General features: G+C 57.9%; 10 protein-coding genes and 3 pseudogenes. 2 read left to right on the top strand and 11 right to left on the bottom strand.

What is annotated here, in order from left to right; all coding sequences use genetic code 11:
* The 4 genes and pseudogenes from EN850_RS33055 to EN850_RS33040 form a co-directional block, all read right to left on the bottom strand.
* A pseudogene (locus EN850_RS33055) lies at nucleotides 1–402 on the bottom strand (transposase); the annotation flags it as partial.
* 254 nt (nucleotides 403–656) lie between these two features.
* Nucleotides 657–1,691, bottom strand: a complete 1,035-nt coding sequence (locus EN850_RS33050) for an LLM class flavin-dependent oxidoreductase (protein ID WP_127408329.1) — start codon at nucleotides 1,689–1,691, stop codon at nucleotides 657–659.
* A gap of 70 nt (nucleotides 1,692–1,761) precedes the next feature.
* Complete coding sequence (hisC, locus tag EN850_RS33045) at nucleotides 1,762–2,892, bottom strand: histidinol-phosphate transaminase (RefSeq protein WP_127318055.1); 1,131 nt, start codon at nucleotides 2,890–2,892, stop codon at nucleotides 1,762–1,764.
* 872 nt (nucleotides 2,893–3,764) lie between these two features.
* A complete protein-coding gene (locus EN850_RS33040) occupies nucleotides 3,765–4,037 on the bottom strand; it encodes a hypothetical protein (RefSeq protein ID WP_206523012.1) in 273 nt (90 codons plus the stop codon).
* 1,173 nt (nucleotides 4,038–5,210) lie between these two features.
* Between EN850_RS33040 and EN850_RS33035 the strand changes: the two genes are divergently transcribed.
* On the top strand, nucleotides 5,211–5,744 hold the full coding sequence (locus tag EN850_RS33035; RefSeq protein ID WP_024505252.1) for a peroxiredoxin: 534 nt from the start codon (nucleotides 5,211–5,213) through the stop codon (nucleotides 5,742–5,744).
* Nucleotides 5,745–5,812: 68 nt separating this feature from the next.
* Nucleotides 5,813–7,246, top strand: coding sequence for an RNA polymerase factor sigma-54 (rpoN, locus tag EN850_RS33030; RefSeq protein WP_127318057.1), 1,434 nt, complete (start codon nucleotides 5,813–5,815; stop codon nucleotides 7,244–7,246).
* On the opposite strand, the gene EN850_RS33025 is transcribed toward rpoN, so the two are convergent.
* The 7 genes and pseudogenes from EN850_RS33025 to EN850_RS37545 all read right to left on the bottom strand — a co-directional run.
* Nucleotides 7,243–7,869: a nitrogen fixation protein NifQ gene (locus EN850_RS33025; RefSeq protein ID WP_024505250.1), complete on the bottom strand. Its 627-nt coding sequence runs from the start codon at nucleotides 7,867–7,869 to the stop codon at nucleotides 7,243–7,245. The two genes, rpoN and EN850_RS33025, sit on opposite strands and share 4 nt — an antisense overlap.
* On the bottom strand, nucleotides 7,856–8,908 hold the full coding sequence (locus EN850_RS33020) for an LLM class flavin-dependent oxidoreductase (RefSeq protein WP_024505249.1): 1,053 nt from the start codon (nucleotides 8,906–8,908) through the stop codon (nucleotides 7,856–7,858). The genes EN850_RS33025 and EN850_RS33020 overlap by 14 nt, the downstream gene beginning before the upstream one ends.
* A 138-nt stretch (nucleotides 8,909–9,046) precedes the next feature.
* The gene (locus EN850_RS33015; RefSeq protein WP_063169384.1) at nucleotides 9,047–10,648 is read right to left on the bottom strand and encodes an SDR family oxidoreductase; all 1,602 of its coding nucleotides are present in this window, start codon (nucleotides 10,646–10,648) and stop codon (nucleotides 9,047–9,049) included.
* 148 nt (nucleotides 10,649–10,796) lie between these two features.
* Complete coding sequence (locus EN850_RS33010; protein ID WP_245463580.1) at nucleotides 10,797–11,384, bottom strand: nuclear transport factor 2 family protein; 588 nt, start codon at nucleotides 11,382–11,384, stop codon at nucleotides 10,797–10,799.
* A 138-nt stretch (nucleotides 11,385–11,522) separates the two neighbouring features.
* A pseudogene (locus EN850_RS37550) lies at nucleotides 11,523–11,645 on the bottom strand (ferredoxin); the annotation flags it as partial.
* 29 nt (nucleotides 11,646–11,674) lie between these two features.
* Nucleotides 11,675–12,853, bottom strand: a complete 1,179-nt coding sequence (locus EN850_RS33005; protein WP_024505246.1) for a cytochrome P450 — start codon at nucleotides 12,851–12,853, stop codon at nucleotides 11,675–11,677.
* A 244-nt stretch (nucleotides 12,854–13,097) separates the two neighbouring features.
* Nucleotides 13,098–13,207 (bottom strand): annotated as a pseudogene (locus EN850_RS37545) (IS630 family transposase); the annotation flags it as partial.

The raw sequence follows: 13,207 nt of genomic DNA, 5'->3' as shown, positions 1-13,207 counted from the left end.
CCTCCCGGTCGTCCGGCCTGCTGGTCTGGTAGCGAACCGTCATGCGGCAACAGCCGATGGCTTTACACGCCCGCCGTTCGCTCATCCCGAAGCCTTCCTTCAGGCGAGCGACAGCTTTCCGCTTGGCGGCGGGCGTCACCATTTCTTTCCCACAAGGTCCTTCAACGCGGCATTGTCGAGCATGGCGTCGGCCAAAAGCCGCTTCAGGCGCGTGTTCTCGTCCTCCAGCGCCTTCAGGTCGCCGAGCCTCGGTGACATCCATCCGCCGAAGCGGGCCTTCCAATTGTAGATCGAGGCGTCGCTGACCCCGTGCTTGCGGCACAGATCGCCAACCGATACCCCGGCCTCGTGTTTCTTCAAAATTCCGATGATCTGCTCTTCAGAGAAGCGGCTGCGTTTCATGTCCTGGTCCTCTGGATGGGCCAGAACGAACTTCAAACCGGATTAGATCAGAGGGGCAAGGTCAGGACGCCTCGGCGCGGTCGTCGACCTCTTCACCCCAGCCGAATGTGCCAACTACTTCAAAGCCGCAGGATATGACCTGGATCAGATAGGACGTGCTCCAATGGTTTACACCTGACACAGGAGTCCGGCCCCCACAACCGTTTCGCAATGAGGAGCAGCGCTGCCGCTGCTCCTCCAATCACACGACGGATTCACGATGCGGCAACTCGAGCCATGATTTCGGATCGAATGGCCGATGCGGTGTATAGTGAGGCATCCAGCGGCAAATCTCCAAATGCCAGTTGACACAGAAGATAATTAGCACCTGCCTCTTCCAGCTGATCAAGGAGAGCTTTTCGGACAGAATCTGCCGTTCCCACGACGCACAATTCACTTTCAATTGCTGCATCGAAGTTCAAAGGCAAGTTTGGTGGAGTGGAAATGGCATTTAGTTCGTATAGAAATTTGAAGCTATTGAGCCATCGTTCATAGGCAGGTGCTGCGAGCAAATACGCATCTGTTTCAGAAGGCCCTATCACCACCATTCGGAGCAATCCAAGAAATGGCGCTTGCTGGCCAATGTCAGCATCGTGAATTCGGGCGGCGCGGAACGCGTCGGTAACGCTGCGAACAGAAGTGGAGGGTCCGACGCAGGCGATGTTTGCCCCATTCGCAGCGGCCCAGCTAGCCGGCTCGGGTCGATTGGTGGCGATCCATGTCGGCGGATGGGGATATTGGTGAGGTCTCAACGTCAGCGGAACATCTTTCAACTCAAAGTGGCGGCCCTGATAAGAAAGCGTCCCGCCTTTCATCGCATTGATGAGAATCTCACTGGCCTCCGCATACTGTTCTGGTGCTGCTTCTACAGCAACCCCGAAGTATCCCAATTCAGTGGGAGCAGAGCCGCGCCCTATGCCGAGTTCAAGCCTGCCGCCGCTCAACTGATCAAGCATGCAGATCTCCTCGAAGGCACGCAGCGGATGATAGAGCGCAAGTAGCATTACCATGGGACCAACACGAAGACTGCGGGTTCGCTGGGCGACGCTCGCTAAGAACATATTCGGTGATGGACCTCTGCCATGCGGGGTACAGTGGTGCTCGGCGAGATGATACGCATAAAAGCCAAAGCCATCGCACGCTTCTGCTAGGCTCAGCCGATCTGCATATTGCTGTGCGATGTCATCGCCGTTTTCGTCCAGATGATCGAAGATGCCGAAGGTCAGGCCCGAAGCGGAAATTTTCTTCAATTAATTGTTCTCCAAATTACCTATATTTATTCGCTAACCATCATAGCTCAGACATATCATTACTTGATGCTTAATGTGAATTGACTTCATGCTTGAGCACACCGCGATTCTTCTTAAAGCTCATACAGACGCGTTTGGCGGCAGCAAGGAATTTGTCCATCTGCTCTGTGGTGCCAATGCTGACGCGAATACAGTTCTTCAAATCTACGTCAGGAAAGCTGGCGATGAGGATCGCCTGCTCTTTCAACGCGGCTTGCCAGCATGAGCCCTCCTGTCCCGCTGGCACACGGGCCAGCAAAAAGTTTGCGTGGGAGGGTGTTACGGAAAAGCCAAGTTGCAACAGCGCCAGGGTCACTCGCTGTCGTTCATGCTTGATGTGCCTGTGGTTCTCTTCGTAGGCGTGGCGATGCGCAAGAATGCTTTTCCCGACCGCCTGCCCGATCACGTTCATGTTGAAGACATTCTGGATGTTGCGCAGCCTGCCAATGATTTCTGGGTGACCGAAACCGAAGCCGACTCGCACGCCAGCAGCAGCATAGCTCTTTGAAAAAGTCCTCAAGATCAAAAGATTCGGATGTCTATTGACGAGGCGCAGGGCATGGTCGGGTGCGAAGTCAACGTAGGCCTCATCCAAGACGATCAAGCGATCTGCTTGCTCCACAAGGCGTTCGATTTCGGCCACCGGCACGAATGTTCCGGTCGGATTGTTCGGATTAGCCAACAGAATGAACTTCGCGTCTTTTGCAGGGCCGGACAGCAGTTTTTCTATCGGCAGGGGATGAGCTTCGCTCGATGCGATTTCGAGAAACTCGGCACCCTGCAACATGGCAAGTTTACGGTTGAACGAAAATCCGGGCGACAGCATTGCCACTCTATCTCCTGGGGCGAGGAAAGCTCTGTAGATGAGTCCGAGCAGCTCCGACGAACCGTTGCCGGCAATCACCTGATCTTTGGAAAATCCGTAAGCATCGGAGGCAGCTGCCCTTAAGCTGAGATTGTCGTCTTCCGGATAAAGATACTGGTGTTCGATCGCAGCAATTGCACTTTGCATTACGCTCTTCGGCAACGGAAACGGGTTCTCGTTCGTATTTAGCTTAACGCAATTTGCATCCGTCGCTGGTCCGTTGGACGAGAGAGCATCTAATTTGCTGGCCACCGGCGAAAAAAGCGAAAGCACGGTCTTCAGTTTTGCATCGCACATGTTCTTCTCCGTTTTTCAGTCCCGCAGGGCATGTGACATGAGGCAATCGTTGATCGTGACTTGATCGACGTTCGGCTATATCAGCGCTGCCTTCCCACCCTGGTGGGGATCGCCGACCACGGTTTGGATTTGACACCGGGAAGCTGTCGAGAACCTGATGACGACCCAACGTGTGGCCGACGGCCGATTCGGCCCAACAGACGGTGTTTCAACATCGCATCGTCCTCAAAGCCGCATGCAGGGCCTGCACGACAGCCCGTCTCCAGCGCCCGCAGATAGGTGGAAGCCGAAGTCTTGCCGAACCTCAGTTGCTCTGCCACCTGGCCCACCGGACTGCCCTGTTTATGGGTCAGGCGCAGGATATCTCTGACGCTCGTTCGTCTTGCTTGCTTCCGTCTTGGCATGGGCTCTCTCGGTTTGCTGATGAGAGAGCCAAATACCGGCTCATCTGAGCATGAGACGCAGGCCTGACGATATGGAGCGTCGCTGGTGGCGCGCGTAGCCAAGAGGGTTCGCCTCGCTGGCGGGGCATGCAAGACGGCGCACCTCCTTAGCCATCCTGTCCCATCGTCTCAGATCGTGAGGCGCACCTTATAGTCGGTGAGGAGATCTTGCAGGGTCAGGTTACGCCCTAGCGCTTAAGGTTGTTGGTCGCACCGAGCAAGCGCGGGACCTGTCGACGGACAACAGCGGTGCCGCTGCCGGCACTAGGTCGTCCAGCATCACAGTGAATCGCGTACGTAGTATCTTGTCGTAGGCGGCATTCTGGATAGCCGGATACGGGCTCTTCACCCGCTGCACCACCGATTGCGGGATGATGTCGCGAGAAACATTCACGGATTTCGTGAAAAAAGTGTACCCGCCGAAGAGCCCTACTCGCGGGGGCGGTGCAGCACCACCTCGGTGTCACTGCTCGTGTTCATGCGATGGACTAGGCCGGCCAGCTGTTGACGCAGCTCGCGGTAGTTGTAAGTCTCACCCGAGTAGACGAGCACCAAGTCAGGTCGGCCATCCTCCTGGAGCATCCTCGGCTGGCGGCCGCCCTGGATATCGATGATTGCCAGGCGGTGGTGTCCCAGCGCCGCAGGCCCGCCGATCCAAGTCCCCTCGTCGTCCGGACCGTGGTTCGCTATGGTGGCCGTCATATCGGCAAGCTCCCTTCGCGCATCGGGACCTCCGAGGTCTGGATTGAAGTCGATCCATTCACAGATGCCGCACAGGTTATGTCGCCGCATTTGGGCGAAGCAGATATAAGGCCAGTGGGAAACCATCGAGGCAAAGTGACGGATCTAGCCCAGCTACGATCCGCATCCGACATTGTCGGACATCGGACAGCACCGCGATTCGCTGCATAGGAAGCCTGGAGTCGCGATTTCCCCTGGGGGAATCAGCGCATGAAAGGAGAGCTGGGTCGTGTCTGCCGAAATGAGAAATTGCTCCCCCTTATTGCATCACCGAGGAATGTTACCCAGCGCGATAGACGGACATGCCCTATCTCCCCCCGTTGCAGCTGAGGGAGATAGGGGCCAGCTCTTCATTCAACCCTCATGGAGGATGATCAGCCCAGCCATTTCCATGCGCCGGCCTTCACAAGCCGTGCACCATTCAGGTTCTTTTCCTTGAAGCGCGACGATCCTTGTCAGACGTCGCAACACTTGCTGCCGAGAGCACGAGCTCTTCCTCGAGCATGCCTTGATCTGCGCCTCGAACGGCTCGCACATGCTGGGTTTCAACGACTTCGCAGAGGTTGATATTCTGCAGTGACTTCGTCTCGCTGCTGCACGGCATTGACGCTGGGAGCCATGCTCGCGTGGCGCAATTGTGCTGAAGCCGGTGCCCACGGTAACGTTTCTTAACCCGCCCCAGATCCTGGCGTTTGGCTATTTCCGACATTCGTGTCCGGCTTCGGACAAAGGCCGGGTTTGCCGAACGGAGTCGCACCCAATTTCCAGTGCTGCTTGAGCAATAATATCGACCGGCATTACTGCACAACACGAAAGTTGCTGCAAAAACCGAAGTGAACCCAAGGCATCGGGTCAATTGGCATGGCGCTTGCGACTCGGTCGATAGAACGCAGTCAAAATCACGGTTGCAGACCATGCCTACCTCTCAAAGCTCGATAAAGCACGCGAGCAAAATTCCCCGTCTCCGCGGAAGCTCGTCGCCGTTGAACGTGCCTGCTCGGGGGCGGTCTTGCACAAGACCGGTCCGAGGCAACCACGCCAAGGCGCGAGGCTGCCGGAACTGTCGACCGAAGTCGATGCCGCTTCAGTTTAACCGAAAAATGCACCGTACCACTTTGGCCTGGAAGCAAATCAATGACCTATAGAAAGAACGTTCCTCTCGTGACCTTTCGCACGCGTGTTCGCGATGAGTCGATCGGGGGGCCAAATCCTTATCGGTGGGAGAACAAGACCTCCGACGATTATTTCGGGGGCAAGCGCATCATCCTGTTCTCGCTGCCTGGCGCCTTCACCCCGACCTGCTCGACCTTCCAACTGCCCGATTTCGAAAAACTCTATGATCAATTTCTGGAACTGCGAATTGACGCGATCTACTGCGTCTCGGTCAACGATGCTTTCGTCATGAATGCGTGGGGAAAGTCCTTGGGGCTGCAGAAGATCGAGCTGATCCCAGACGGGTCGGGCGAGTTCACGCGCAAAATGGGCATGCTGGTCGCGAAGGACAATCTGGGCTTTGGCATGCGCTCCTGGCGATACGCCGCTCTGATCGACGATGGCGTGGTGGAGCAGTGGTTCGAGGAGGAAGGCTTCTGTGACAACTGCGAGACGGACCCCTATGGCGTTTCATCCCCGCAAAACGTTCTCGACAAATTGAAGGCGGCGGCATGACCCAGAAGTGGAAAGTCTCACACAACCCAAGCACACACTAGAGCCTCCTCGGCAGATCACGGTTCAACATGCATCTCTCAGCAAGCCTGCTTCAACGCCAGAAGCAACGTATGGTCTTATCGCCTCAAGCCATTGAAGCTATTCGCTTGCTGCGATTGACGCATACTGAACTCCATCAGCTCGTGCAGCAGGCACTCGAGAAGAACCCCGTTTTGAAGCCTGACCCGTTTGACGACGATTCGCCGCTGCCAGGGGTGGATCAGCGGAGCAGTCAAAGCAGAAGCGAAATCGGCGAATCGCCCATTGGCGGGCCGTCTGGCGGGCGCGGGCAATGGAAGTCGCAACGCAGTAGCGGCAACGATCGACCTGCCGTCGAGGAGTTTACCGCCCACACCGAAACATTGCACGACCATGTCGCCCGCCAGGTCGCCCTCACCCCGTTCACCCCCCAGGAGCGGCTGATTGCCGGACAGCTCGCCGCTCATCTGGAGGACACTGGCTATCTTCAGGTAAACCTTTTCGATCTGGCCAGTAGGTTAAACGTTCGGCAAGCTGATGTGGAACGGGTCATCGGAATCTTGCAGCAATTTGATCCGCCGGGCATTTTTGCGCGAACTCTCAGCGAATGCCTGGAGATTCAGCTGCGCCAGCAAGACCGGTTCGACCCGGCTATGGCAGCTTTGGTCGCCAATCTCGAGATGCTTGCACGGGGGGATTTTCAGGGATTGAAGCAGCGTTGCGGAGTCGACGAGGAGGATCTCCTCGACATGAGGAACGAAATCCGCGCGCTCGATCCCAAGCCTGGAGACCGGTTCCAGTCCGGGACGCCGGAAACCATCGTACCGGACGTCTGGGTAATGCCCTCGTCCGAAGGTGGATGGCGGGTGGAGCTTGATCCGGCCACGCTGCCCAAAGTGTTGATTAACCAAACCTATGTCGCCGAAATCTCGCAGCTGACCAAGCAAAATCCGGAAGGCAAAGCGTTTCTCGACCATTGCCAGGAAACAGGGAACTGGCTGATCAGCAGTCTCAAGCAGCGCGCTAAGACGATCCTTAAGGTTGCGACCGAAATCGTGCGCCAGCAGGATGCCTTTTTTACACACGGCGCCGCCCATCTGCGGCCTCTCTGTCTCAAAAATGTCGCTGACGAGATCGGCATGCACCAGTCGACGGTAAGCCGGGTGGCTTCGAACAGGTACATGTTAACTCCGCGCGGGGTGTTCGAGCTGAAGTATTTTTTCGCTGCGCCAATCGCATCCTGCGAGGGCGGCGATGCGCACTCCGCCAAAGCTGTCCGCCATCGGATCAAGGCAATCATAGCCGAAGAATCGCTCGACAAGGTACATTCCGACGAAGACATCGTTGCTCAACTCAAGGAGACCGGCATCGATGTCGCTCGCCGTACCGTCACCAAATATCGCGAGGCGATGAACATCCCTTCCTCCATACGACGGCGCCGCGATAAGCGTTTGTCCGCAGCTGCGATCAAGCGAAGTGACTAACCGACATTCGTGGTCGGCGAGAGGCAACTCTCAACTTCCTCCGGGCCGAAGCAGCTTTCGAAGTCATGGCATTCCCCGCAACTGGGTGCTGTGCATGACGAAAAGCCTTCGGCCTCACACAGCTTGCGGTAAAAGTACTTTTTCCATTTCATGTTTTCTGTGTTGCCTGCCGCCAGCGCGGGAAAATGTCTGGCAAGCAGGCGGCTGAGCTCAGCGCGATTTGAGAGGCCAAGATCCCGCCAAAGATGGTCCATGCGCATCGCACGCCGGGCGATGATCTTGGCCAAGCGGGCGCTCGCCGGGTCGGCCGGCGCAGCATGCGCTAGCAGCAGCCGGCGTAGCAGTTCCTCTTCCAGTTCCGGCTCGGGCTCGCTCAACTCCTCCAAAGCGAATACGCTGCTGGAGGTAGACGGGAAAGTTGCGGCCAAGACATCACGCAATTCGACAGACGAAAGGCCTGTCCCCTCCGTCGCCAACACCTCGCCCGCCTGGACCTCCTCAAGCGAACGTGAATGTACGCAGGGCAGCACATGCTGATCGAAGCTCCTCCCTAGCTCGGACCCACGCCATTGCGCGCTGGATAGGCAGCCATCATCGTAACGGCCGGCTTCAGCTTCCGGCATGACAAAGCGCCTTGTTGACCGCAGGGATGATCTTGTCGCCCCAGAGCTCGATCTGGCGCAGCATCGTCTTTTGGTCGAAGTCGCCCAATTGAGTCTGAACTGCGATCTGGTCCGGTTTCAAGATATCGATCTCTTCCAGCAGGCGATCAATCACGCGATTTACGCTGCCAATCGGCAAATTTTTGCGCATGGTCTCGAAGGACAGATCCTGCTGGGTCGGTGTCTCCTGCAGCAGGTAGCCATCGTGGCTCTGTTGGCGGCGCTGATGCAGGGCTTCAGAAAGCCGGCGCTGGAAGCGGGCATTGTCGAGATAGCTGTTGATCTCCAACTCGTCGTGGCTGGCATAGCAGCAGCGCAGCAGCGATATCTTGACGTCGGTGACGTTCTTTTCCTCGGATGCCGCCGCCCTCTCGACTGATTCACGCAGTGTGGTCAAAGTCTCTAAGCCGTCGTGGAAGGCTGTGACAAAAAAATTGTGCCCCTCGCGGTAGGCCCGAGCCATCCGTGCGGCTCCGCCAGCGATCCAGATAGGCGGCGTCGGCTGCTGGACTGTGCGGACCGAAATCGCTGTTGGGGGGATCTTCTCATATTGGCCGTCGTGTTCGAAGACGTTTTGGTTGAGGCCCTTGAGAATGATGTCCAGGTATTCCGAAAAGACGGCCGGCGCCTCATCGATGTCCACGCCGAACCGTTCGAACTCGAACTGCTGGTATCCCAAGCCTACGCCGAGCTCGAGACGGCCGTTCGCAACGATGTCGGCGAAGCCGATCTCGGACAGCAGGCGCTGCGGTTGGTAAAGCGGCAGCACGCAGACGGCAGTGCCCAGGCGAATCGTGCTTGTCAAGCCGGCGCAGTGCGCCACCATCATCAGCGGGGATGGTATGAGGCTGTAATTGTTGAAGTGGTGCTCAGCAAACCACGCGGTGTTGAACCCAGCCTGCTCCGAAGCGACGGCCTGTTCGATGGAGTTGCGGATGACGCTTTCTGAGGATTGGTGATAGCCACGCTGGGCGGCCAGAATGAAAGTGGCAAATTCCATGATTTCTCCTCGTTATAGACACGTCAGCCGACCGGGAATGTGCTCGGCATGCGCATGCTTGGATCTCAAGCACCTCAGGTGCGTCGTGGAGCCGAGGCTTCATAATGCTCGGCCGGTCGCCCTGCGAAGGCCTGGCAATTAACCTGCCGCCTCCGCAAAACATTCGTCATAGAGCTCGCTGGCGTTTCCCGCATCACCGAACGAGGTCCAGCCGCCGTCCACGTAGAGGATCGAGCCGTTGATGTATGAGGCGTCAGACGAAGCAAGGAAGAACGATGCATCTGCGACGTCTTCTGGCCGTCCCATCCTGCCCATGGGGATGCGTCGTCCGATTGCTGTCAGGTCGATGCGGCCGGCTTTGGCCAACTGAGCAAGTGCGGGCGTGCGGATGTGGCCAGGAGCGACGGTGGCTGTCCGAATTCCGACCGGCCCGAGTTCGGCCGCCATGCAACGGGTCAGCATATCCATCCCCGCCTTGGAGGCGCCGTAGGCATGGCGCGGCGCGAACGGCAGAAAGCTGTCGATCGACCCGAGATTGAGGATCACGCCGCCCGGGCGCATAGCCTTGATCGCTTCGCGCGCGCAGGTGAAGGCGCCGGTAAGGTTGACATCCAGGACGTGTTCGAGCTGTTTCGACAGTTGCTCGATCGCAGGCACAATCCTGTCGGCGGTATCAGCACTATTGACCAGAACATCGATATACCCGAAGCGTCCCCTCAGTTCTTCGAACATCGACACCACATCGCTCTCGACGGCCACGTCCAGCGATTTCGCCAGATGCTTGCCGGGGAGCGATGTAGCCAGCTCTGCCGCTGCAGTGCCATCTTTATCAGCAATCACGACGGTGTCGCCGTTCGCGGCAAAGCGGCGAGCGACGGCCGCGCCAATGCTTTTTGCGCCACCGGTGACGAGCACGATTCGCGCATCTGTGCATTCGGCCGGACAGGAGAGCTCGGCTTGGAGCGCACCATCCACCGGCGGGTGAGCATCCCCCGGCTGGTTGAATGACATCCAGCCTCCGTCGACTGCCAGCACCGAGCCGGTGATGTAGCGCGCCTGCGTGCTGCTCAGAAAACGCACGACCCTGGCGATCTCGTCGGGGCGAGCCAAGCGCCCCATCGGCACGCGGCGGCGTATCGCCGCGAGGTCCATTTTGCCAGCGCGTGCCAGTTCTGTGACCATTGGGGTGCGGACGGAGCCCGGCGCCACCGCCGTGACGCGGATTCCTCGCATAGCCCACTCGCATGCAAGGGACTTTGTCAACGAGATCACGCCAGCTTTCGAGGCTGCGTAGGCGTTGCGCCTGGGATTGCCGACCACGCCCGCCATCGAAGCCACATTGACGATCGCACCGCCCGGCTTCATGCGCCGCGCCGCTTCCCTGGCCATAACGAATGGCCCAATAAGGTTCACTGTCACGCCGCGTCGGAAGGTATCGACAGCGGTGTCGATGATCCTATCCATCGTGGGTCCAACCGCCGCATTGTTGATGAGGACATCGATTTGCGCGAAGCGTGCTTCGACCTGGCCGAAAAGTGAGAGCATGTCCTTCTCTCGCGACACATCGCACTCCAGACCGACGTGCGGCGACCCGAGATCCCGAGCCAGTTCAACCACACCACTGCCCGGAAGGTCCACCGCAACTACAGTGTCTCCGTCCGCGGCAAGGATATCGACCAGGGCACGGCCGATCCCGCCCGCAGCGCCTGTGATGATTACGGTGCGTGCTGCCAGTTTCACGAGAGCTTCTCCACGATGACCGCTTGTGATCTCAGCCCATCAACCTTGGGCGGAATGAAGGGCCGAGCCAAATCGTTGCAGTGACCGCCAGTTGCGGCCCCACACAGATGTCGTTCCCGTAGGGCGCTCATCCTCCATTTCTACCCACTTATGCAGCTCCCAGTTGGGGACCCTCGACGCCATCTTGGTCGGTGGGGATGTGACCCTTGAGCAACTGGTAGATGGGATCGTCTGGATGTGGTGCTCCAATCGGCTGTCGCTGGCCGAACCTATCTGCCTCAAGAATCGCTGGCGGGATTTGCTCCTCAACCCAATCGTAGACGACTGTCCGTTCCGCAATTCGCCACTCGTCCTGCCTCTTCTGAAACAGATCGCAGTAACGGCCGCAAAGCAGCGTCTGACGTATTTCTTGGTCTGTATCCGGTCCGCGTTGCAGCGCGGTGAAATAGCTCTCGACCGCGGCCTCTGCTGAACTGATGAAGTCGATCAGGCTGTTCGTGATTTGATGGATGTTACGGTGCCCCGGCAGACCGAGAGCAAATTGGATGAAGTCCTCTGCCGGTCCGCAATAGGGACCGTGCCTGTCATACGCTTCGGGCCAGTATGCGCTACGCAGCGCCGCCTCATCGGCGCGGTCTATCCCGCGGCAGTACCGATACAGGCAGTTGCGGATCGCCTCTCGGTCACGCAGTTCGGTAATTTTCGCGTGGTCGACAGGGTCTGTCGCGAATTGTATGATTGTTTTGTCCTTCCCGATGCCAGTCTGCACTTTGCGTGTGTCTCTCTCTACAACTGAGTTAGCGGGGGGCTCGTCAACTTCCAGAGCTTGTTCGGGGCAGGCTCGTACCCCTTTTGAGGCAAGCAGTTGCTCCCCATCGGCAACATCAATATCACCGGGCAAGATGTAGCCGGCGTCATCAAGCTTGAAGACTCTCGGCGCCCGCGCCCAGCAGCGCGCATGACCCTGGCATCTGGCTTTATGTACGACGACACGCATAGCGAACTCCAATGTCGTTGGCTGAAACTTCAGGACCAGTCCAGGATCAGATTCTCGATCCCGAACACATGGCCGCCGAAGGTGATAGGTTCAGTCCCTGTCTTGATCCGAAAGGCTGGGATGCGCGCCAGCCACTCCTCCAGGCCAATGACAATCTCCCGCCGGGCAAGGTGTGAGCCAAGACAACGATGGGGACCATAGCCAAAGGCAGCGTGCCGGTTGTCCTCGCGCGCCAGATCGATCTCATTCGGGCATTCGAATTCCGCCGGGTCACGATTGGCAATCATCGTGGCACAGGAAACATAATCTCCCTTGCGGATCGGCGCGCCTTTGAAGTCGACATCCTTCGTTGCCACTCGGATCATCTGAATGGTCGAATAGGCGCGCAGCAATTCTTCCGCAGCGACGGCAATCCGGTCAGGTTCGCTTCGTAGCAATTCCTGATCTTTGGGGTTGCGCGCGAGATGGGCCAAGTCGAAGCATATGGCTGCTGAGACCGTGTCGAGTCCCGCGACGAACACAAGCACGCCGATGCCACGGACTTCTTCGTCACTGAGCAGACGACCCTCGACCTTTGCCTTCACGATGAAGGTCATGAAATCATCGACCGGCTCCTTGCGGCGCTCGGTGGCAAGTTCGTCGATGAAGGCCACGATCGCCCGGGCTGCGGGTGGTCGTTGCTCCTTATCGCCGTGGAGCAGATCTCTAGCCCAGCCGACAAATGTTTCTAGTCCGTCGTCCGAAAGCCCAATAAAGCGAAGGAAGATATTGACCGCGAACGGAACTGCAAAATCCTTCATGATGTCGCAGCTCGTGCCTGATGCGGCGATCCTGTCGATCAGCTTGATCGCTCGTTCCCGGACAGCCGGCTCCAATGCCATTACCCGCTTTGGCGAAAGCAGCGGATTGAGCAGTGAGCGAAAAACACCGTGGAATGGCGGATCGAGCTCAAGCGGGATCATCGGCCAGCTCTCGCCGAGCACAGAGGCGAAGATGCTGCGATGGCTGGAAAACGTTTCGGTGTCCTGCAGCACCCGGCGCTGGTCGCTCGCGCGAGTGATGACCCAGGTACCCCGACCGTCGCGCGTGTTGCTGGTTGAATAAAAGATCGGAGGCCCGGCATGAACGCAAGCAACCGCGGCATGCGGATCCCCGTTAGCCGTCGGCAACATGCCGGGCGACGTAAACAGGTTGAAGTCCCTCACCATTTCGGGCGGGACATGATCTGGAACCGGCCGCGATTTAACCGCGCCAGAATCGAGAGACCGTTCATGAGATGCTGTCGGCATTTGCATGCAATCGTTGGTGCAAGCTCCGTGCCGAATTCGTCTTTCGATAATCCTTGCCGTTTTGCTGGGCAACAGGTGGCGCCTGTGCTGACTTACTGGTCGGGATTGCAACATTCTTGTCCAGCGTCGGACACAGAATGTAGAAAGCTAAAGCGTGTCGCGATTAATTAGCCTCATATCCGGCAGCCTTGAAGAAGTTTCTGCATTCAGCTGGCTCGAACAGGTGGCAGATATCGCCGAGAGCCTGGCAGAGTGCGTCGAAGGTTCTGGCCG

Source organism: Mesorhizobium sp. M8A.F.Ca.ET.207.01.1.1 (assembly GCF_004794715.1).
In the GTDB taxonomy this organism is placed as follows: Bacteria; Pseudomonadota; Alphaproteobacteria; order Rhizobiales; family Rhizobiaceae; genus Mesorhizobium.
This window is presented reverse-complemented; position numbering and strand designations above follow the sequence as displayed.